Here is a 22,903-nt window from a genome sequence, read left to right as displayed (position 1 = left end):
ATGGTAAGGATGTATAGACGCTTATTTTAACATTAGCTACTTTATTTATTATCTTTACTTTACAACAAATAACCACATCATAACGTGAGGGAAACCACAAACAAATACCTTATTTCGGCCTTACTTATAGGGGTAGTTTTCCATGCATCCCTTATGTTCTTTACGCTGGAAAACACTTATGATGCCTTAATTCATTTGTTTTTTGCCAATCACTATGCCCACAACTGGTTTGAATCATGGAATACCAGTTGGTATACAGGGTTTACCGTTATGGGATACCCTCCATTGGTACATCAGGCAATTGGATTATTTTCACTTATTGGCGGACTCAAATTCGGGTTGTTTGCCGTTACCATTATATGTGTTATACTCTTCATAACAGGGGTATATAGATTTACCTTGCTGTTAACCGGTAACCGCACCGTAGCCGGCTATGCTTCACTTATAGCGGTTTTTTCCTCATCTTTTTTGGAAACGCTGCACATTTTCGGGCAGTTACCAAGTATTATGGGTATATCAATATTGATGCATTCCCTACCTGAAATTTACTTGTGGGTAAAAACAGGGAGAAAGCGCTACTTACTAACGTCATTATCCCTAATTGCAGTAACGGTAACCTCACATCATGTTACACCTATTTTTGGGATGGTATTTTTTATACTCCCCTTAATAGGAGTAGCCGTTATGGATATGGCCCGTGAAAGGACAGACAGTTACAGCAGTATTACCTTCAGGCTTTTTATAGCTACCCTAATAAGTTCCCTTAAACGTATTGTTGTATTTGGTATAGGGCTGTTAACTCTTGTAGTAGTATGTATACTGCCTTACTGGGTAAACTCAAGAAAAAATCCTATAACCCAGGTGCCTATACCACATGGCAGTAGGGATAACTTTTTGGAAGTTACCTCATCAGGACTTATGTTTTTCCTTATTCCGTGGGGAATAATACTGTTTATACTGCCATATGTGTTTTACAGGTATTTTAGCAAGAGGTATATATTCTTTGGGCTATCATTAAGTATGCTGGCAATTTTAGGAACAGGTGGCACAACTCCAATCCCTTTAAAACTATTAGGTACCAATGCTTTTAATATATTAACGTTAGACAGATTTACGCTATGGGCATCTATAGTTAGCTTACCTATGTTTGGTGAGTTTGTATATAGATTGGTAGAAGGTGATCTGAAGCAGAGTTTACAGCTAAGGTATGGGACAGTGTATCATCGTATTATAAGCGGAGTTTTTGCTGGGGCTTTCCTTGGTTTCGCTTTGTTTACCATATCGTTGGGCTATTTCCGTCCGTTTCAGCCACAAAAAATAAATATGCTGCCAATAGTCAACTTCCTCAATCAGGATCAGCATGACCGATGGCGTTTTCTGCCTCTTGGTTTTGGCGATCAAATGGCTTACCTGTCTACACAAACAGGGGCTATGACTGTAGATGGCAATTACCATTCTGCCAGAAGGCTGCCTGAGCTTACATCCAGAGCGGTAGAAAGACTGGAAAACTCAAAGTTTAGAGGGATGGAAGGGATTGGTTCATTACAGCAGTTTCTTACCGTACCCGAAAAGTATAACCTTAAATATGTTTTCTCTAACGATAAGTTTTATGACCCCATACTGTATTTTAGCGGATGGCAGCGACTCAATCAGTTAGAGAATGGTATTATGGTTTGGGAAAAGCTCAATGTACCACCCATGCCAAAAGTAATACCTAAAGAGGAGGCACCATTACCTCTTCGTTTAATGTGGGGTATTATTCCGTTATTAACGGTGGTATTGGCATTTGTAATTAATATACAAATGTTATGGATACATGCTTTAAAAACCCGTAAAATCCCAAAACCCGACTTCTTTTTACATGCAAAAGACTATACCGGTTTCTCTAAGAGTATGCTTAGGGTTAACAGGTTTTGGGTACTGTTTATGGTTGTGATTTCGTCTTACGGATTGTATAAACTCTACTATGGCATATCACCACAAATAAGTCCTGATAATGTAGTGAAGTCCTATTATGATGCGCTCGACTTTAAGGAGTTCGAAAGAGCTTATTCTTATATTACCCCTAATGATGATTATCCGTTATCACAGTATCTGTTGGAGATTTCGGTAACAGATGGTATTGTGAACTCGTATGCCAAGCTAGATGCTATAACCGTAAATGTTACAGATAAAACCAAAAACAGTGCAGGAGTAAAAGTGAAAACCAAATGGGTAACTCCGCTTGAAATTATTGACAGAGAATATGTACACAGGCTGGTAAAGAAAAAAGCAAAGTGGTATATAGTACCCGATAAGAAAGATCCTGATATTCCGCCAGATCAGATATTTGCCGATAATACCACTCAATTTTATAAACACGGACGCAGGCGTATAACTACCCAGCAAACCTATCATGATGATGTATTGAAACAGCCCGAACTGGAAATACTTTCGGCAAGGATGATTTTTCAGGATAATAAATATATGATAGTGGGCGAACTGCAAAACATAGATAACATCCCTGCAGATGTAGCTGTAAAGGCAACCCTGTATGACGAAAAAGATAAAAGGCTGGCGACACATAATGCCAAGTATGTTATAAAGCATAAACTGATGCCTAAGGAAACCACTACGTTTAAGGTTAATTTTGAAGATATTGCCTGGCAAAGTAACGGAGAGGTAAAACCGGAGACGTTTAACCCCGATGAGTTTACACCTGCCAAACTGAAAAGTGTACCCGTTAATTTTGATATACAAAGTGCGGGTAATGTGGCTACGACCGATCTATACAAAGAGGTTGCCTTAAACGATTTGAATATTGATAATACCACTGTACAGGGTACTTTATTTAATTATGGTATTCAGGAGGTTACCATACCCGAGTTGTTGGTAAGCTATTACAATGAAAACAGGGAGATTGTTTATACAGATCATTTTTTTATCCGAGAAGGAATAAGAGTACAGCGTAAGCAAAGGTTCAGGTATAAACTGATTGATTTGAGTAAACTGATACTGTTGAAATCGGGTACGGAAAACTGTTATGTTAACGGACTCCCTAATGAAGAAATGGCAAGAAAAACTGTACCTTTAAGAATAGACGGACATAATGATAAGGAACTTATATCTGTAAACGGAAAAGGATACTCATACATCAAAATAGAGATTAACAACTATATAGCTAACCCAAGGTGATAAAAACTAAATCAGGTTACATAGTATTAGCTATCGCAATAGTTTTTGTATTGCTGTCTTTCGGGCTGCAACAGTCAGATAGTAGTGATACAAAAATTGCATTGTCAAATCCTCAACAGGAATATGTTGCCGGGAGTGCTATTGCTTTGTCTTTTACAAATGCTGATAGTTTAAACAAAACTGTAATGATGGTGAAATCATCTTACGGGAGTACTGTACTACAAGCAAAAGGGAATGAGTTTGTACTTCCTGATTTTATGGCAGCCAAAACCGGACAGGTACACTGGTATCTTTTTTTTGATGACGAATTGAAATTACAGGGAAACTTTACCATTGTTCCTAACGCTGTTACAACAGGTATAGAAACTTATCTTGGGCCGCGTACCGTTAATGCGGGCAATGAAAATTATACCATGATGGTAACCATACCCCATGATGCGTTTGATAATCCTGTAGCCGATAGTACAGCAATTACGCTTAAACATCAGTTTAGGGAAAGTATAAATGAAGAACCTCTTTACACTGAAAACTTTATTGCTTTTAAAAGAATCACAGCACCCCAAAAAACAGGAAAGATCCTATTATCTTCAAATTGCGGAACTGTAGCTACAAGAGAATTTGAAGCAGATGTATATGCTGCTTTACCGGTAAATTTTACCATAAACTTTTCCCGAAATCACGAATATGCCGATGGCAACCAATTAACTACGGTTTATACATCTGAACTGAAAGATAAGTATGGCAATACCATAAACGACGGAACATCGGTCACCTTTATGATATATAAAAGTGATGGAAACCTGCTGAAAACCTACGGAAATACTATTAACGGAATAGCTCAAAGTAAAATACCTAGTCCGGAAAAAGAAGACAGCTATACCATAAAAGCTTATATAACAGGTATAGCCGAAAGTAATGAGATTAAAATTAGTTACAAATCGGCATTAAAAGGTGAAATAAACTATACTTTCTCTAAAGATAAGAGGACAATAAAAGTAGGTCCTTTACAAAGTTTTATGAAACAGCTTGTGCCTAACGGTACCACGGTTTCACTTAAACTGTATAATAAATCAGGGCAGGAGGTAAGCACTATAGAGGAATACACCATAAACGGAGAAGCCGTATTTAGCTTACCAAAAGGAGAGTATAAGGGAAAGGCATACAATTTTGAAATAAGTGTAATGGGACATACACAAAAAACAGGTTTGATTCAGTATGAGAGTGAATAATAAAAACATATACAGAACAGCAATAATTATCAGTTTCATAGCACTTAATGCGCTTTTGTTATTTGGGCTAAGTAAGGTGTTGGGATACCTTAATTCGGGAGCAGAGCGTAGTGATATGCTACATTTGGAAAAAGAAACTATTACAACCTATCTGCCTAAGATAAACTGGAGCAGCCTTGATAATCCGGGGCGTAAAATGGAACAGCAGGCGTTAAAGGAAATAGAGAAAGATTATCTGTTTTCGTGGTATGTAAAAAATAACGCTCTTAAAACCAATACTACCGAAGGTATTGCCGATTTTTATACTGATAGTGCAAGAGTGAACCTGTTTAAGTTGGTTGATTATAATAAAGCAAATAAAATAAGTATAGAAGGTACAACTATAGAACATAACCCGGCTATTGATTTTTATAGTGCCGATGGTCAGCTAGTGGTGTTTACCGACAGGAATATTGTTGAATACCAGAAAATATATCAGGATAAAAAACTTGTCAATACGGTTACCGATACTGCCAGTTATAAAGTAATGATGCTTTTAGAAGACGGTTTTTGGAGAATACGTCATATTAAAAGAATGTCACCACAAGCTATAGTGCAGGATAGTATAAAACCCCATAAGTATTTTGAGGTAAAGGGAGACAGTATAATGAAGGATGGTAAAACCTACCTTATAAAAGGTATTAATTATTATCCTAAAAACTCGGCGTGGGATATGTATGGCGATAAATTCTCGACAGATACCATAAGTGCCGACTTTGATATAATAGCAAATGCAGAACTAAACACGGTAAGGATTTTTGTGCCGTATGAAGATTTCGGTAAGGCTGATGTTCAGGAAGATCGTTTGGATAAACTGGAGCAGGTGCTTGATTTAGCTGAAGAAAAGGAATTAGCCGTTATAGTAACTCTGTTTGACTTTTATAGTGATTATACTCCGCAAAACTGGACTTTAACTCACAGACATGCCGAAAAGATTGTAGAAACCTTTAAAAACCATAATGCTATATTGGCTTGGGATCTTAAAAATGAACCCGACCTTGATTTTATGAACAGAGATAAGGATAACGTTACAGGATGGCTGCAAACGCTATTGCCTTTAATTAAAAGCTGGGATCCTAACCATTTGGTTACCATAGGCTGGTCTAACCCTCATGATGCGGTTTTATTACAGGATAAGGTAGATTTTGTATCTTATCACTATTACCTTAACCCAAATTATTTTTTGGATAAGTATGATGCCTTAAAAGTACAAACAAATAAACCTGTAGTACTGCAGGAGTTTGGCGTTTCGTCTTACAGGGGTTTTTGGAGTTGGTTTGGAAAAGGGGAGAATGGTCAGGCTGAGTATCATAAAAAAATGCAAGCCGTTTTTAAGGAAAAACAACTTGCATTCTTATCATGGACACTTTATGATTTTCCTGCTGTTCCAAATAATGTAGCTGGTAAATGGCCCTGGATTAAAAACAAACAGAAAAAGTTTGGGTTTTTAGATGAACACGGTAAACCCAAACCATCATTTTTATATATTACTAATAAGTGATTTACCAAATTTAACTTCTTCAATGTTTCTGAATTCTTCCAGATACATTTCGGTAATTCTTTCCATCGAAAGTGCTTTTGCAGCTTTATAGTTGGCTACAGCCAGTTCTTTACGATAGCTGTCGTTCACTAAAATGTTTTCAATAGCAAGAGATAGGGAAGAAGAACTCGTAGGGTTAAAAAACTCGCCTTTATAACCTTCGTCTTCCACCAGTAAAGCAAGGTCTCCTAAATCAGGCATTACAACAGCTTTACCATAACTTCCTGCCTGGTGTAATACACCACTGCTACCGGTTGTAGCGGTATAAGGGAATACTACAACTGTACTTTCTGTAAAAATACGCTCTACATCATTTTCTTCAACATACCCTGTAAAGGTTATACCTTTTACATGGCTGTATTTTTTTTGCACTGAGTCAAGATATCCCGGTGTGTTAGGGCTATCGGTTCCTGCAATAACAACTTCAATTTCTTCATTTATCCTTTCACGAAGTTGTTGGGCTGCTTCTATCATTATTTCAACTTTTTTATAAGTACCAAACTTACCAAAAGCCATTATTTTTTTAGGCCCCTGCTGCAAATCGAAATTAGGTGACTTAACCATTTCAAAAGAACCATGAGGGATAAGTGTAACATTAGCAGCTTTATACTTTTCATTTAATGTTTCTACATACTTTTGAATGGTAACAGCTACCCTGTCAGATTTAAGGAGGCATTTTGTGAGGTTTGTACCTATAAAGGAGTATATTTTTTTCTGTAGTCCGCCTTTAGAGAAACCCGCTTTGGTTAAATCTACTTCTTCCATTATATTATGTAGCAGTACAATAGTTGAAATACCTATAAGTCTTAACAACATAGGAAGCATCAGTCCCATTGCTGCCGGTATTTTTTTACTTCCAAACTTTAAGAACTGAAGATTGAACAGTACTGCATCGGGTCTTTCCTTTAAAATTGTTTTCAGTATAGTGAAAAAACTAAGGTAGCTGTTAAATGACCAGCATTCATTCACTTTTACCTTATGGCTATTATCAAAATCAAGCTGTTTGAGAGCTTTTGTTTTATCGGTTAGTAATAGTAGTTCGGTAATATCATTCTTATTTACAAAATTCTTTACTAAATGATACCCGTACTCATTTAAAGTTACTTTACTTGGGGGGAAAGAAGTTACAACTGCGATTTTCATAAGTGTTTGTATTTAAGATTATTAGTTTAAAGTTACTGCTGTGTAGAAGGCATTACGGCCTGTTTTCGTTTAGCGGAAGGTTACTTTAGATGAATGTAACCTGAGTAATGATAAAAGAATAAGTGTAGCTGAAAAGCACTGTAATAATCATTAAGGCTATATAAATAAGCTGATATTTGGTTTGTATATCAGTTATTTACATAATTTTTTATCAAAAATTAAGGAGAGAAGCTGTAGTATAAGCAGTTATAATTACTTATCTTTCTGTAAAATGCTTTTTAGATCCGATGAGTGGTAAGTTACTGTGGATTATTTTTTTAACCTTAGTAATTAACTTGCAGTTATCAAACCAAATAAAAAACAGTATTATGAAGTATTTTAAACACCTTACTTATGTATTATCATACCTGTTTTGTTTAACTGCATGGTCACAAAATATGCAGGAAGGCTTTACTCATCTTGAAACGGGCAGGTTTGCACAGGCCGAAACTTTCTTTGAAAATGTTTTGAAGAATTATCCCGATAATAAAACTGCCAACCTTTGTTACGGCAGGGCTGTGGGCTTAAATGGTAACCCCGCTAAAGCCAATGCTATTTTTACTACAATGCTGGAGCAGTATCCGGATGATTTTGAAATAGAACTTAATTATGCCGAATCACTGCTGTGGAATAAAAAATACAGTGAAGCCAAAGTTTTTTACGCGGGGCTTATAGAAAAACAGCCGGAAAGCTTTCCGGCACTTTTAGGCTATGCTAATACATTATCCAATCTTAAAGAATATCCCGAAGCATTAAGCTATGTAAATAAGGCTCTTGATGTTTCTCCCGGCAATGCAAATGCTATGGTTTCCAGAAAATACATTCGTTTGGGATATTCGGCTATGCTGGTTCAGGAAAAACAATATGAGGAAGCACAGCTTATGCTGGATGATAACCTGAAAGATTTTCCAAATGATAAGGATACACTGCTAAATAAAGCAAACATATATTTGATTACCAAACAAACAGATGTGGCCAAAGATACCTATTCTAAAATAGCTGTAAATGCTAACGACAGTGTTGTCGCAATGGCAGGATATTCTCTGGCAGATCATATAAACGGTAAAGATAAAAAAGCACTGGTATGGGCAAACAAGGCTTTAGAAAAAGCTAAAAATGTTAATGATGAGATGGTCTTAAAACTAGCTAAAGAAAGGCACATACAGGCGCTTATCTGGAACCGTAAATTTAAAGAGGCAGAAGCAGCCATTGAAAAGGAAAGGGCTGTAAACCCTAACGAAGGTTATGTACTGGCTGCTTCGGCTACTTTAGGCATGTATAAAAGCGATTACAGGCAAAGTATTAATGATTACGAGAACATACTGGCTCAGGATTCACTTTCGTTTGATGGGAACCTTGGTATAGCTAATGCTTATTTTGCCGATGGTAAACCTGTAGAGGCTTATTCGGCTGCTAATAAAACCCTGGATATATTCAAGAATCAAAAAGATGCCGAAGCTTTCCTTCAAAAGCTTAATATTACTTATTCTCCTTTTGTGGAAGAGAAGTTGGGATATTCTTTTGATAATGGTAAGAACAGGGCTTATTATACTAATACTTCATTGTCAGTCCCTGTGAGTACAAAAATTACATTTAACGGTTTTTATCAGTACAGGAAAACAAAAAACGATAATACGAATGTTGAGGCCGAAACTAACGATTTTAAAATAGGAATGCAGTTTCAGGCACTGCCAAAACTTAGCTTTAACCTTGCTTTGGGTAGCAGTAATGCGAGTTCGTTTAATAACAGCTACAGTCAGTTTCTTGCCGATGTGTTTTTTAAAGTAAAGCCTTTTAAAATGCACGATGCCGAAATAGGATATAAACGCGATATACAAAACTTTAATGCCGACCTGATTGATAGTGAAATTACTGCCGATAATATGTATATAAACTACAACGTAGGTACAAACTTTAACCTGGGGTGGTTTACACAATACTATTACACTTCCCAAAGTGACGGTAACGACCGCAACCTGTTATTCACTTCGCTGTACTATAACTTTATGTATGCTCCTGTTTTAAAGGCAGGTATAAATTACCAGTATATCAGTTTTCAGGAACGCAGGCCGGAGGTATACTTTAGCCCAAAACGATTTAATGTAGGGGAGGTTTTTGTAGATTTCCTAAAGGATGAACAGGTAGCCGAACCTAAAAGTTTGTTTTATAACCTTAATGGGGCTGTAGGGTATCAGTTTATAGAAAGCGACCAAAAACAGGCTACTTACAGGCTGCAGGGAAAAATAGGCTATAAGTTCTCCCATCGTTTGCTTATAAACCTTTATGGACTACACAGTAATATTGCTTCTACCACGGCAGCCGGTTTTACTTATACAGAGCTTGGTTTCCGTTTAAAATGGTACCTTACTTCCAAACCATTGTTTATCAGGGGTAAAGCTAAATAAGTCCGTTAAACGAAAGATAAAAGCCTTTCGTCTTTAACAGCTTTTGTATAATCGAATAATCATACCGTCAGCACTTTAGCTATATAAATTTGTTATAACAAACAAACTCAAAAGTATATGATTATGAAAATATTACTACTATTATCTATAATGATGTGCTGTTCTTTTGCTTTTGGGCAAAACTACCAGTTTTTAGGAGAGTATAACTCTTTAGGAGTTCCCTTATATCTGGAGTCACCGGGTGATGTGGTAACACAGGCAACACACAATTTAGTAAACAATTCATTACCGGAAAGCTATCCGGTACCAATATACAACCCACAATATATATCGGCAGGATATGATACTGATATTGAGCTGCTGGAAGCTGCCGATGTGTGGGTAACCTTTGTAAAGGAAGGTGCCGGTTATAAAAACGTATTGGGGTTTTATACTTATGATATAAACAATCCGTATACATCGGCTCCGCAGCCGCAAGACATTACTATTATTTTCCCTAATGCCTCCGAAGGTGGATATGGTGGCGGATTATCTGCCGGAAACAAGGTTAAAATAGGAACCTTTCCTGCAGGTACAGGGATTGGCTGGGTACTGCTTGCTAACGGATGGAACGGAAGTGCCGTAACCGGAGGTGCGTGGCAGTTGTTTTCTAACCCTGATTTTAACCCCGAAGCAGATCCCGAATTACGTCATCATAATGTATTACTTTCTGATCCTGAAAATGAAAGAGTACTTTTAAGTTTTGAAGACATAAGAAGGGATTACCAAAGCTGTGATAACGATTTTAATGATGTGGTTTTTTATGTAACCTCAAATCCTTACACGGCTATGAAACTGGTTAATGTAGCCGATGTGGATAGCGCTAATGACGTTTCTTCTGCCAACGATGGCGGACTTGAAAGTAACGGTAGCCTGGCAGGGCTTATTGCTAACAGGAACTTTACAAGGGCTAAAAACAATAGTTTCCTTAACAGGAAACAATTACAAAACCCGTATGTGTCATCTAACAGCATTTTAAAAAACGGTCAAACAGTAAACTTTTCGGCACTGTTACCAACAACAGGGATGTTTGGCACAGAAACACCTTATGTTTCAAGCCCTGAAGATTTAACCCAAATCACCAATGCAGAGCAGGTGTTTTCGGTAGATTATTATTCGGGGGCAGAAAGGGTAGCTGCAGCCCTGGCAACACAAACTACAGGTGGTGTTTACGACCACTCTAAAGCAATATGCGACAGGCTTAACGGTTCGTCTCTGGAGGATGTCCGCACTATTAAACTTCAGGGGCATGAACTGATTATGTCTAAAATAAAACGAGCTAACGGCATAACCGAATATGCCCTTACTTTTTCAATACAGCAAACCGAAACGATAAGCTATTTACACAGTTACTGGAATATAGGTCAGTATCCGGCAGGAGATTATCTTAACTTTCAGGTATGGGGTAGTAATATGGGGCAGGTAAGCAGTATAACCAACTATATTTTAACCCAGTTAGCCGAAGATAATACAGTAACCTATGTTGAGGTTGAAAACAGAATACCGCAGGTGTTTGTGAAAAACGGTATTTATAAGGATGGTAGCCTTGACCTTGAAATAGTAAACAAAACAGCATCGTTAAACCTGAATTTTGAAGGAAATAAAAGAATAACAGAACAGGCAGATGTAGAGAATATTACCGAAGGAAGTATACTTACAGGAGATTATAATCAAAGTCTTGTGGTACAAACAGGAAGCTTATTTGATATTGGTTTTTCGGTTAACACACCCGAATCGGTTAGAACAGATGCGCTGTATCTGGCAGATGGTCCTTGGGGAGTTGATTATGATGCTCAGGTTACCGGTATTACTTCCTTCACTGTACAACCTTATGAACAGGTAGCGCAGGAGGGTTATAATATAGAAAGAAATGCTTCCTTAACCGGACAGACCAGCGGTACTGTAAATCTTTTCAGGAATATATTGGCGGGAGAGCTTACACTGGATGTAAGTGATTATGAAGCCCTTAATTTTACCCTGCAAAACTCTCATACTGTTGAGGTAGTTTTGGTTACAGAAAACCTAACTGATTGGGAAAACAGGTTAATCTATCAGTTACCTGCTCACAGTGAGGGTACAGGAGTTAGTATACCTTTATCGGCTTTTCAAAATTTACAGGGAGAGTCGTTTAACGGGGAGAGGGTAAGGAGCATTGTATTCTCTGTAATAAGTGGGTACACGGCTACTGAAAATTTTGACATAACCGTGAGCGACATGAGCTTTGGAGTTCAAACTCTATCGGTTCCTGAATTTGAAACACTACACACAAATATATTTAATTATCCCAATCCTTTTAAAGGATTCACCACTATAGTATTGCCGGAAGATACTGAGGTGAAACACGTAACATTTACAGACATGTTAGGAAGAACTATAGTAAGCAGCGGGTATAAAAAACAAACTTCCGGAAAAGAACTGCTTTTAGCTAACATTAATCTTCCCGAAGGGATTTACATGATGAATGTGACAACTGTAGATGGTAAAGTTTACCAAACACGTTGTATGATAAGGTAAGAGTCCCTTTAAGCTGTAATTGAACTCCGTTTTCTTATATGGGAACGGAGTTTTTTATTAAATTTTTTTTAAAACTCATAAAATGTTAGTTTTATATTTAATGCAATAAAAAAAGCCTTTTTGCTATTAGCAAAAGGCTTTTGGGGAGTCAACGGGACTAATGTCGAACTTTTTATAAAAGATTTGCTAGTGCTGGTAAAGCTTTCAGAACAATGGTATTTATAATTTAAGATAATTTTATGGCGTATTAATAAACATATATGAGGTAGCGATTATCCCGTAGAGTGAACCTTACAGCACAAATTTCAAAACATTTTATGCATGATTAAAGAAATTAGCCTGCTTTATGTAAGATAAGTTTTAATTTTTTAGAGATTTAATGTTCTTGTTTATTTTAATATAATTTAAGGCAAAATATCGTTTGAACTCGTAGCATATAAACCAATAAGATTTCCTGTAAATCCTCCTGCAATATCAGTTGAAAGAATATCGCCAGACATGGTTCCTCCAAAGTTATTAAATGTATTGCCGTTAAAGGAGTAATTAAAGCTATAGTCATTTCCTTTTGCAGTTACCTGCAGATATAACTGATTGTTTATGTCTGTTTTTTGACTGGCAATAACTGTCGATTTTCCATTTTCTGTTCTCTCTAGTACAAGGTAATAATCCTGTCCTTTTTTGGTAACCCCAAATACATAATTAAACTTTTCATTCTGAAAACAAGTAATACCAGCGAGGTCTTTTTCTGATTTGGGTTTGTATGATAGTTTTACTGTTGCTTCAAAAGAGGTATGTTGTTGTCTGTAAAACAGGGTAGAGGTAGGAGCAGTTGCTTTAATATTTGTTTTAAAAGGAGTGATAGTTAAACCATTTTTTCCTGTTATTATAAACTTTTCTCTTGGCCCTCTTACGCCAATCCAGCGATAATCTAACTCATTAGAAGTAAAATTATCAGTAAAATTAAAATTTCCATTAGGCAAGTATCCTGCTTTTCCTGTTTTATTCTCAACACCATTAGGTAATTTTAATGAAGGTTTTAAAGGTACGAGACCGTTCTCAAATACAGGGAACTCTCCGCTCCAGTCTACCGGGAGAATAAATGTTTCACGACCTGTATTTACACGTTGTTTTTCGTTAGGACGAACAGCAAGAAATACCCCGTAATAATTTCCGTCAACAGTTTCCACAAGATCTGCATGTCCTGCCCAGTCTACTTTATTTGTCCTGTCTTTTGCAAAATAACGTTGGGTAAGTATAGGGTTGTTTTTTGCAGGAATATAAGGACCGGTAGGATTATCACTTACAAAAATTACCTCACTATGCCAGTCACCTGTCCCGCCTTCGGCACACATAAGGTAATATTTGTTGTTCTTTTTATAGATATGAGGTCCTTCAATCCAAATAGGTTTTTGAGTAATGTCTGTCCCGCCGTTAACAATAATCTTATCTGAATTAGGAATCACCTGATCTTTCTGCAAATCATATTCCCATATTTTTATTACCCTGTGTCCCTGATATAGTTCTGTTCCCTTATCCGGGGCATCATTGTGTACCAGATAAGCTTTACCATTATCATCAAAAAATAATGACGGATCTATTCCTTCAAAATTAAGTTTAAACGGGTCACTCCAGCTTTTAGAAGGGTCTTTTGTTTTTACCACTATATTCCCCATTCCCCCTGCAATCTCTGTAGTTATCATATAAAAAGTATCATTATAGGGATTGTACTTAATATCAGGAGCATAGACACCACCCGATATTCGTGAATCTTCTACTTTAAGCTGGGATTCCCTGTCCAGTACATGTCCTATCTGTTTCCAGTTTACCAAATCGGTAGAATGAAAAATCGGCACTCCCGGAAACATAGCAAACGAAGAATTTACCAGATAGTAATCATTTCCTTTGCGGGTAATACTTGGATCAGGATAACAGCCTTGTAGTATGGGAGTATAAAATTCATCGGCCTTTAAAGGGTTTTCATCATAAATATCATCCTTTCCCAGATAGGTGAATTCTGAAAAGACTGGCTCTTGTTTATTATTTGTCTTAGGCTTTTGAGCTGAAGACTGATTAAATGATAAAATAATTAACAGAGTTGTTATTGCTATTTTTTTCATCAAAATAATAATATTAGATTTTTTAAATATTTATAAAACTATTCATCAGTTCGAAAAGGTACAGCCGGTAAATTTTCCTTATTTATCAAATTAGGATTTACAGGATTATCTGCCCAGGCATATCGTATATACAATGGTTTTTCAATGCTTTCATTCCATAAAATCACTGTATTTCCTTCAATTTTTGTTTTTGCCCAAACAAAATTTTTGTCTGCTCCCGCAATGGCAAATTCAGATGGAGCCTCACCATCAGTTGTGGAAAGTCCATTCCCTGTATTATTAAAGCTTACTATTATTTTATTTCCCTTAATTTGTAATGATTTGTAAGAAGGGCCAGAGCTTATTACAGGTTCATTATATGCCGTTTTTTCTGCTGCTAAAGCTAGCCGTTCACCTACTTCTTTTTTTCTGTCAGGATGAATGTCGTTCCATTCGCCTAAATCTATTGCTACTGCCATTGCAGTTTTTGGTATTGATAAAGATTTAGCCTGTTCTTCCCTAAACAATGCCCATTGGCTTTCGGAAGGAAGGTAGTTATAGTCCATAAATCCCGGAAGCTGTACGTATAAAAAAGGAAGCTGTTTATTCCATTTATTACGCCAGTCGTCTATAAGTGCAGCCTGCAGCTTTGAATACTCACTGGCATTTCCGGTATTGCTTTCTCCCTGATACCATACAAAACCTTTAATGTTATAATTTATTAAAGGGGAAATCATAGCATTATAAAGAGCAGTAGGCTGATAGTGCAGTGCTATTTTATTATAGTTTTTATTAAAAGGCATATTTACCCTTCCTACTTTATATTGCCAGTATCCGGTAAGATCAATTGTATCTTTTCCTGCAACAATATAATAGGGCTTGTCGGGTACAAAACCACCTTTACCAAAATTATTGGTAACCTGCACAACAAAAAGGTTTTTACCGGGCTTTAATACATCATCTGCAACAGGATAGCGACGCTGTGGATACATATATGTTGTGTTTCCAATTCGCTTACCATTAATATATAATACATCGGCATCTACTATGCGTCCTAAAAACACCATAGCTTCTTTCTTTGTCATAGCTTCAGGAATGTCAATTTCCCGTCTGTACCATACTGTACCGTCTAAGCCTTTTATTCCCTGATCTTCCCAATAGCCGGGTATGGCTATATTTCTCCATCCTTTAGGTTTATAAATTGTATCAAACCATTTTTCTTCTAACCCCTTATCTTTAGGTAAAGGGGGTTCAGCTTGCGGCAATGTATTTTGGCTGTTTATGTATAAAGTATCTTTGTTTCTGTTAATAGTTTCAAGCACATTAGGGAATTCCTTAAATCCTTTTTCACTAACCCATGCCTCAATAGGCGTACCGCCCCAGCTGGAATTGATAATTCCAATAGGCACCTTATATTTTTGATATAATTCTTTAGCAAAAAAATAGGCAACAGCCGAAAATTCATTAACGTCAGGATTTATAGCTTTTTTCCATGAGCTTTCGGGAAGTTTTGTTTGAGGACCTGAAAGATTTACTGTATTAGGAACAAAAAACTGCCTTATTTCATTGTAAGATGCATTTGCTATTTCATCGGCATAAAGCACATTATGTAAACGCATTTGATGTACCATATTAGACTGACCTGAACAAAGCCACACATCACCAACAAGAATATCATTAAGTATAATTTTATTACTGCCTTCAATTTCCATACTATACGGACCTCCAGCCCTAATAGGAGACAGGGTAACTTTCCATACACCGTTTTTTGCAGTAATGGTTTTGTATTTCTTATTGTTAAACCGAACTATTACTTTTTCGTTAGGAGCTGCCCAACCCCAAATATTTATAGGTTCTTCTCTTTGTAATACCATACCATTGCTTACTATCTCAGGAAGTTTTATCTGTGCTTTAGCGGAAATTGAAAGTATAAGAGTGAAAAATAAAAGCAGGGCTTTTCTCATAGTTTAGTTGGTTTAAATTTTAAATATTTATGAATTTGGAGTTAAACGAATAAGATAAAAAGCATTATTTGTAAAGTTATTTTTTTTAATCAGTTTGTCTTGCAATATCAATAAAAGATACAGAAAACGTTTTCGTAAATTTTCATTCTTACTTCTAAGGCTTTAGGAATAGTACACTTACTTTTGAGAATAAGTACTTATTTTCAAGAATGTTACAATCCACTAAAAATATGAACACTACAAAACAGGTTTATTTTAAGACTGTAGATAAGATACAGTTTGAAGGAAGGGATAGCGATAATCCGCTTGCTTTTAAATGGTATGACGAGAGCCGAATAGTTGCCGGAAAATCACTTAAAGAACATTTTAAATTTGCGATGGCCTACTGGCACACCCTCTGTAATACGGGTGATGATCCCTTTGGTCCGGGTACAATAAAAAATTCATGGAATTCAAAGGAAGATGCCATAGCCCGGGCAAAAGACAAGATGGATGCAGGTTTTGAGTTTATGGAAAAACTTGGTCTTCCTTATTATTGTTTTCATGATGTAGATCTTGTAGACGAAGCTCCAACACTTGCAGAGTTTGAACAGCGAGTACAGGCAATGGTAGCTTATGCAAAGGAAAAACAAAAGGAAACAGGAATAAAACTGCTTTGGGGAACAAGTAACCTTTTCAGTAATCCGCGATATATGAACGGAGCCTCAACCAACCCCGACTTTGATGTGGTAGCTCATGCCGGAGGGCAGGCTAAAATAGCTATAGATGCAACCATAGCCTTAAATGGTGAAGGATATGTGTTTTGGGGAGGTCGTGAAGGTTATATGAGCCTTTTAAATACCGACATGAAACGTGAGCAGGAACATTTGGCAATGTTTCTTGCCATGTGTAGGGATTATGCACGTAATGAAGGTTTTAAAGGTTCTTTCTTTATTGAGCCTAAACCTATGGAACCCATGAAGCATCAGTATGATTTTGATGCGGCCACATGTATAGGGTTTCTTAACAAATTTGGTTTACAAGATGACTTTAAATTAAATATAGAGGTAAACCATGCTACACTGGCAGGGCATACCTTTGAACACGAGCTTCAGGTTGCTGCTAATGCAGGTATGCTTGGAAGTATAGATGCCAATAGGGGCGATTATCAAAACGGCTGGGATACCGACCAGTTTCCTATAGATATTTATGAGATAACACAGGCTATGCTGGTGTTTTTACAAAACGGAGGAGTAAAAGGCGGAGGGATAAATTTTGACGCAAAAGTTCGCCGTAACTCAATAGATTATGAAGATAAGTTTATTGCTCATATAAGTGGTATGGATGTTTTTGCAAGAGGGCTTATTTGTGCAGACCATATACTTAACAATACTAACTATAGCGAATTAAAAGCCACTCGATATATGTCATTTGACAGTGGTAACGGTGCAGCATTTGAAAATGGCAAGCTTAAGCTTCAAAATCTTAGTGACATAGCCCGTGAAAATGGGAATCCTAAACCAAGAAGTGGCAGGCAGGAATTATTTGAACAGATAATAGCAAATGCATATTAAACTTTTAAACCACTTTAAATATTTTTATTTAAAGTGGTTTCTTTTATCAACTAAAACTAAAATCTATAATGAACAAAAAAAAATACACACTAACATCGTATGTAGCAATTATATCGGCAGCTTCACTAGTAACATTTACTTCCTGTAAAGAGGAAAAGGAGAAAGAAGTTAATGTAGAGGAAACAAAAGAGACAACAGAAAAAGAATTTTTAACTCAGCCTTTGGTTTCTCATATTTATACCGCAGATCCCTCAGCACACGTGTTTGATGGCAAAATATATATTTATCCTTCTCATGATATTGATGCCGGTATTCCTGAAAATGATAATGGCGACCATTTTGATATGAGAGATTATCATGTTTTATCGATGGATAGTATAGGCGGAAAGGTTACTGATCATGGTATTGCACTCGATATTAAAGATATTCCCTGGGCCGGGCGACAATTATGGGCTCCGGATGCAGCATATAAAAACGGAACATATTACCTGTATTTTCCTGTAAAGGATAAAGATGATGTATTTAGAATTGGAGTGGCTACCAGTAAATCTCCGCAAGGTCCTTTTACACCCGAAAAAGAGCCAATAAAAGGAAGCTTTAGTATAGATCCTGCTGTGTTTACCGATAACGACGGAACATCTTATATGTATTTCGGAGGCATTTGGGGAGGTCAGTTACAGCAATGGGCTTCAGGCAAGTTTGATGCAAATGGTTCGAAAACCGATTTAGAAGACCCAAATATTCCTTCGCTAAGTTGTAAAGTTGTTAAACTTTCTAACGACATGCTGCATTTTGACGGACCTGTACAGGATGTTGTTATTAATGACAGTAATGGCAAACCACTTCTTACTTCAGATCATGAAAGAAGGTTTTTTGAAGGTTCATGGATGCATAAATACAATAACAAATATTATTTTACATATTCTACAGGAGATACTCATTACCTTGCTTATGCAACATCAGACAAGCCTACCGGGCCATTTGTTTATGGAGGACATTTTATGACCCCTGTACAGGGTTGGACAACCCACCATTCAATAGTTGAAATTAACGGAAAATGGTACATCTTTTATCATGATACGCAACTATCAGGTAAAACTCATCTTCGCAATGTAAAGGTGACAGAACTGACTCATAATGCTGATGGTAGTTTGGAATTAATTAATCCGTAATAAAAAGATAATTAGTGATGTATATAAGTAAAAGCATAAGGAAAAGCATAAGGAAAATTGGTTTAATCACTGCTGTAGGTTTGTGCTCAATACTGTTGTTTTCCTGTAAACATGGTGCTGAGGTTAAGGATGATACCATGGGGAAAACATTTAAAGATGCTTTTAAGGATAAATTCTATATAGGGGTAGCAATAAACCGTAGACAAGCCTTGCAAAAAAATGAAAAGGAAACTACTCTTATAAAGCAATACTTTAATAGTATCAGTCCGGAGAACGATCTTAAATGGGAGAACATCCACCCTTCACAGGGAATTTATAATTTTGATCCTGCTGATAGTTATGTAAAAACAGGAACGGAGTCGGACATGTTCATTATAGGGCATACTTTAGTTTGGCATTCGCAAACACCTGATTGGGTATTTACCGATGAACAAGAAAATTTACTTACCCGTGAGGAGTTACTTAAGCGAATGAAAGACCATATAGATACAGTAGTTTCCCGATATAAAGGGAAGATAAAAGGATGGGATGTTGTTAATGAAGCCCTTAATGAAGATGGTTCTTTAAGAGATTCTAAATGGAGAACTATAATAGGGGATGACTATATAGAAAAAGCTTTTGAATTTGCCCATGCGGCAGATCCTGAAGCTGAACTGTATTACAATGATTATAATTTATATAAGACAGAAAAACGAAGCGGGGCAATTAAGATAGTTAATAGTTTAAAGGAAAAAGGAATACCAATAAAAGCAGTAGGGGAACAGGGACACTATAATTTAGATCGTGCCTCTTTACAGGATATTGAGGCTACAATACAGGATTTTATAAAAGCCGGGGTAAATGTAAATTTTACTGAGCTGGATATTTCTGTATTGCCTGAAGCAAATGCAGATGCTACAGCAGATGTGGCTAATTCTGAAATATATAAAGAAGAACTTAACCCATATGCAGACGGGTTACCTACAGAAGTAGAAAACCGTTTGGCACAACGCTACGGAAGTATATTTAAGTTATTCGTAAAATATGAAAAACATATTGACAGGATTACTTTTTGGGGGCTCTCCGATGCTGATACTTGGTTAAATAACTGGCCTGTTAGAGGTAGAACCAATTATCCTTTACCTTTTAACAGGGACTACACCCTTAAAAAAGAGGTAGCAAAAGCAATACTAGATACTGCAAAATAAATAGTTTTGATTAGTAAATAGCAAAGCCTGTAGGGAGCTCAATCCTACAGGCTTTTTAACGAACGCTAACTAACTTCTAACTATTTAAAAGTTATGTTACTGTAACTGTTTCTCTAAACAGTATTTTTTAATTTATATAAATCGTTTTGGTTACCATGTTACTGGTACTCTTATTGGGTTCTCCCGGTTGATGGCCTCCAACAGCAATATCTAATTCACCATATAATGGCTTTAATTCTCCGTTAGGGGTAACATAGGTAAGGTCTTGAGGTGTAAGTTTAAAGATTACGGTTTTAGATTCTCCCGATTTTAGGTTAATTCTCTCAAATCCTTTAAGGACTTTTAAGGCTGTTTTTATTTCTTTGTTTTTATTTATCAGGTATAACTGGGCAACTTCATCTCCTTGTATAGCTCCTGTATTAGTTATTTTTACTGATATTTCAACTTCTTTTCCTTTATTTATTTCTGTAGGTATATTTAAGTGCTCATAAGCAAAAGACGAATAGCTTAGCCCAAACCCAAAACCGTAGAGAGGTTTTCCGGAAAAATATCTGTAGGTACGGTTTTTCATACTGTAATCTGTAAATACAGGGAGGTCCTTATCATCTCTGTAAAAAGTTACAGGTAACCTACCGGACGGATTATAATCTCCAAAAAGGATATCAGCTACGGCTGTGCCGGCATCCTGTCCGCCATACCAGCAGTTTATAATAGCAGGTATGTTTTCTGATTCCCAGGGAGTCGCTATGGCACTTCCGGTCATCATTACAAAAATTACAGGTTTCCCCGTTTTTTGTAATGCCTTCATTAGCTCTGTCTGTATTTCCGGCAGTAAAATAGAGGTGCGGTCACCGCCTTCAAACCCCGTGTAATTAACTTCCATTTCTTCACCCTCCAGTTGAGGTGATATACCTCCTGTAAAAATAAAAGCATCGGCATCCTTATAGCGGTCAGCAATATTTTCAAAACTGGTATTAGTATATTTACCTGTGCTGAACCTTACATTAGCTTTTCCTTTTCCTTGCCAGTACTCTATCTGTAAGTTGTAAACAGAATCTTTTTTTACAATTAATTCATAAGTTTTTGCTCCCCATCTGTTTCTGTCCCATGCATCAATAACAGTTTTCCCGTTTACAATAAAGCGATAACCATCGTCAGCCTCCAGTTCAAACACTACAGTGCCGTCTGCCTGAGGTTTAAAATCAGTAGTAAAGCGAACAGAAAAATTGTAGGCTTTAGTGTCGTTTATAACAGTTTGCCCTTCCTGCCAGTTATAATCAGGCCTTTTTTCCATTTTTACAATAGGATTCCCTTGTAAAAGGACATTATTATAATATTCTGCCTTAAACCCATTTTTACCATCATAAAAATATTGGTCATTAAGATTATTATATTCAAGAATGGTGTTATCTGTAAAGTTAACAGCCTTATCAAAAATTACTTCACAGTCTTTAGGAAGTTTGTCTTTTATACCTTGTAGTACAGTGGTTGTTCTTGATGGGGTTCCGTTATAATTACCCAGTATGGCTATTTTGTTATCAGCATTTGGACCTAAAACCACTATTTTTTTTAGTTTTTTACTTAAAGGGAGTGTTTTGTTTTCATTTTTAAGCAGCACTATAGATTCTCTTGCCATTTTTAATGCATGGTCTGAATGAGGTTTACTTTCCAGTACAGATGTTGGTGTTTTTGCATATTTTACCATAGATACCGGGTCGAACATCCCTAAGCGAAACCGAATCATGAATAATCTTTTTACGGAAACATCTATTTGCTCTTCGGTAATCTCACCGTTTTTTACCGCTTCGATTAGTGAAAGATATACATCTGTTCCACATTCCAGATCTGTACCGTGAAATACAGCATCTGCTGATGCTAATTCAGCATTTGGATGTGTTTTGTGATGTTTAAAAAAGTCATCAATGGCCCAACAATCAGAGGTAACATATCCTGTAAACCCCCATTGGTTACGTAAAATATCAATCATTAGGGTATTACTGGCACAACACGGTTGTGTTCTGAATGCATTATAAGCACACATAACTCCCGCCACATCAGATTCGGTCACCAATTTTTTGAAAGCAGGTAAATAGGTGTCCCATAATTCATACGGACTAACATCAACATCAAAAGTATGCCGAAGGGGTTCGGGACCACTATGCACCGCATAATGCTTAGCACAGGCAGCAGCCTTTAGATATTTAGGATCATCACCCTGTAGTCCTCTTACAAAAGCATCACCCAACTGTGCTGTTAAAAAAGGATCCTCTCCATAGGTTTCCTGTCCGCGTCCCCAGCGTGGATCTCTAAATATATTAATATTTGGAGTCCAGTAGGTAAGTCCCAAATAGCGCTCTTTGTTTTGTCCTGTTTCCAGCGCAATATTATATATGGCGCGTCCTTCTGTGGCCGAAAAATCGGCCATTGTAAAAAGTGCATCTTTGTCAAAAGTGGCAGCCATAGCTATTGCCTGAGGGTATACTGTTACATTATAGGGAGTACGAGCCACACCATGAAGTGTTTCATTCCACCAGTCGTAAGCTGGTATGCCAAGACGCTCGATAGCAGGAGAAGAATTAAGCATTTGTGATACTTTTTCTTCAAGGGTTAGTCTGCCAACAAGATCATTTACTCTTTCCTCAAAAGTTAAGTTGTAGTCCTGAAACGGATATTGCTGATTCTGTGCAAATGCCGAAAGGCCAATATTTGCATACAGAAAGAACAGGAATATATAAAGCGTATTAAATTTCATTTTTAAATAATTTGAAAGATTATCTATGAGGAAGTTTATATGATTTTTTTGTTTTCT

The 22,903-nt window shown here is 36.7% G+C and carries 12 protein-coding genes; 8 read left to right on the top strand and 4 right to left on the bottom strand.

Annotated features, from left to right (window positions below):
- Positions 1 to 84 precede the first annotated feature (84 nt).
- The 3 genes from Q763_RS08125 to Q763_RS08115 are packed head-to-tail and all read left to right on the top strand — an operon-like array spanning position 85 to position 5,943.
- Positions 85 to 3,174, top strand: a complete 3,090-nt coding sequence (locus tag Q763_RS08125) for a membrane protein (RefSeq protein ID WP_035133022.1) — start codon at positions 85 to 87, stop codon at positions 3,172 to 3,174.
- Positions 3,171 to 4,403 (top strand): hypothetical protein, encoded by a 1,233-nt coding sequence (locus Q763_RS08120; protein WP_052123321.1) that lies wholly within the window; start codon positions 3,171 to 3,173, stop codon positions 4,401 to 4,403. The genes Q763_RS08125 and Q763_RS08120 overlap by 4 nt, the downstream gene beginning before the upstream one ends.
- On the top strand, positions 4,390 to 5,943 hold the full coding sequence (locus Q763_RS08115) for a glycoside hydrolase family 2 TIM barrel-domain containing protein (RefSeq protein WP_035133020.1): 1,554 nt from the start codon (positions 4,390 to 4,392) through the stop codon (positions 5,941 to 5,943). Before Q763_RS08120 ends, Q763_RS08115 begins: the two co-directional genes overlap by 14 nt.
- On the opposite strand, the gene Q763_RS08110 is transcribed toward Q763_RS08115, so the two are convergent.
- Entirely contained in the window at positions 5,923 to 7,125 is a 1,203-nt protein-coding gene (locus Q763_RS08110; protein ID WP_035133018.1) for a glycosyltransferase, read from the bottom strand. The genes Q763_RS08115 and Q763_RS08110 overlap by 21 nt on opposite strands.
- Positions 7,126 to 7,493: 368 nt before the next feature.
- Between Q763_RS08110 and Q763_RS08105 the strand changes: the two genes are divergently transcribed.
- A complete protein-coding gene (locus tag Q763_RS08105; RefSeq protein ID WP_035133083.1) occupies positions 7,494 to 9,569 on the top strand; it encodes a tetratricopeptide repeat protein in 2,076 nt (691 codons plus the stop codon).
- Between the two features lie 123 nt (positions 9,570 to 9,692).
- Positions 9,693 to 12,122, top strand: a complete 2,430-nt coding sequence (locus Q763_RS08100) for a DUF4114 domain-containing protein (RefSeq protein ID WP_035133081.1) — start codon at positions 9,693 to 9,695, stop codon at positions 12,120 to 12,122.
- 404 nt (positions 12,123 to 12,526) lie between these two features.
- On the opposite strand, the gene Q763_RS08095 is transcribed toward Q763_RS08100, so the two are convergent.
- Both Q763_RS08095 and Q763_RS08090 read right to left on the bottom strand, forming a co-directional pair.
- Entirely contained in the window at positions 12,527 to 14,239 is a 1,713-nt protein-coding gene (locus Q763_RS08095) for a glycoside hydrolase family 43 protein (RefSeq protein ID WP_035133017.1), read from the bottom strand.
- 38 nt (positions 14,240 to 14,277) lie between these two features.
- The gene (locus Q763_RS08090; protein ID WP_035133014.1) at positions 14,278 to 16,182 is read right to left on the bottom strand and encodes a sialate O-acetylesterase; all 1,905 of its coding nucleotides are present in this window, start codon (positions 16,180 to 16,182) and stop codon (positions 14,278 to 14,280) included.
- A gap of 230 nt (positions 16,183 to 16,412) precedes the next feature.
- Between Q763_RS08090 and xylA the strand changes: the two genes are divergently transcribed.
- From xylA to Q763_RS08075, 3 genes are all read left to right on the top strand, one after another.
- Positions 16,413 to 17,735, top strand: coding sequence for a xylose isomerase (gene xylA / locus Q763_RS08085; RefSeq protein WP_035133012.1), 1,323 nt, complete (start codon positions 16,413 to 16,415; stop codon positions 17,733 to 17,735).
- 68 nt (positions 17,736 to 17,803) lie between these two features.
- Complete coding sequence (locus Q763_RS08080; protein WP_035133009.1) at positions 17,804 to 18,907, top strand: glycoside hydrolase family 43 protein; 1,104 nt, start codon at positions 17,804 to 17,806, stop codon at positions 18,905 to 18,907.
- A 17-nt stretch (positions 18,908 to 18,924) separates the two neighbouring features.
- The gene (locus Q763_RS08075) at positions 18,925 to 20,094 is read left to right on the top strand and encodes an endo-1,4-beta-xylanase (protein ID WP_084596035.1); all 1,170 of its coding nucleotides are present in this window, start codon (positions 18,925 to 18,927) and stop codon (positions 20,092 to 20,094) included.
- Between the two features lie 127 nt (positions 20,095 to 20,221).
- On the opposite strand, the gene Q763_RS08070 is transcribed toward Q763_RS08075, so the two are convergent.
- Positions 20,222 to 22,846, bottom strand: coding sequence for a glycoside hydrolase family 3 C-terminal domain-containing protein (locus tag Q763_RS08070; protein WP_052123323.1), 2,625 nt, complete (start codon positions 22,844 to 22,846; stop codon positions 20,222 to 20,224).
- Between the last annotated feature and the right edge of the window lie 57 nt (positions 22,847 to 22,903).

The organism is Flavobacterium beibuense F44-8 (genome assembly GCF_000769915.1).
Taxonomy (GTDB): domain Bacteria; phylum Bacteroidota; class Bacteroidia; order Flavobacteriales; family Flavobacteriaceae; genus Flavobacterium; species Flavobacterium beibuense.
The sequence above is the reverse complement of the archived record's forward strand: the minus strand, read 5'-3'. Positions and strand labels throughout refer to the sequence as shown.

Coding starts and splice junctions, on each gene's coding strand:
- Q763_RS08090 (WP_035133014.1), bottom strand. CDS start 16,182: ATGAGAAAAGCCCTGCTTTTATTTTTCACTCTTATACTTTCAATTTCC.
- Q763_RS08110 (WP_035133018.1), bottom strand. CDS start 7,125: ATGAAAATCGCAGTTGTAACTTCTTTCCCCCCAAGTAAAGTAACTTTA.
- Q763_RS08075 (WP_084596035.1), top strand. CDS start 18,925: ATGTATATAAGTAAAAGCATAAGGAAAAGCATAAGGAAAATTGGTTTA.
- Q763_RS08095 (WP_035133017.1), bottom strand. CDS start 14,239: ATGAAAAAAATAGCAATAACAACTCTGTTAATTATTTTATCATTTAAT.
- Q763_RS08070 (WP_052123323.1), bottom strand. CDS start 22,846: ATGAAATTTAATACGCTTTATATATTCCTGTTCTTTCTGTATGCAAAT.
- Q763_RS08100 (WP_035133081.1), top strand. CDS start 9,693: ATGAAAATATTACTACTATTATCTATAATGATGTGCTGTTCTTTTGCT.
- xylA (WP_035133012.1), top strand. CDS start 16,413: ATGAACACTACAAAACAGGTTTATTTTAAGACTGTAGATAAGATACAG.
- Q763_RS08115 (WP_035133020.1), top strand. CDS start 4,390: ATGAGAGTGAATAATAAAAACATATACAGAACAGCAATAATTATCAGT.
- Q763_RS08105 (WP_035133083.1), top strand. CDS start 7,494: ATGAAGTATTTTAAACACCTTACTTATGTATTATCATACCTGTTTTGT.
- Q763_RS08080 (WP_035133009.1), top strand. CDS start 17,804: ATGAACAAAAAAAAATACACACTAACATCGTATGTAGCAATTATATCG.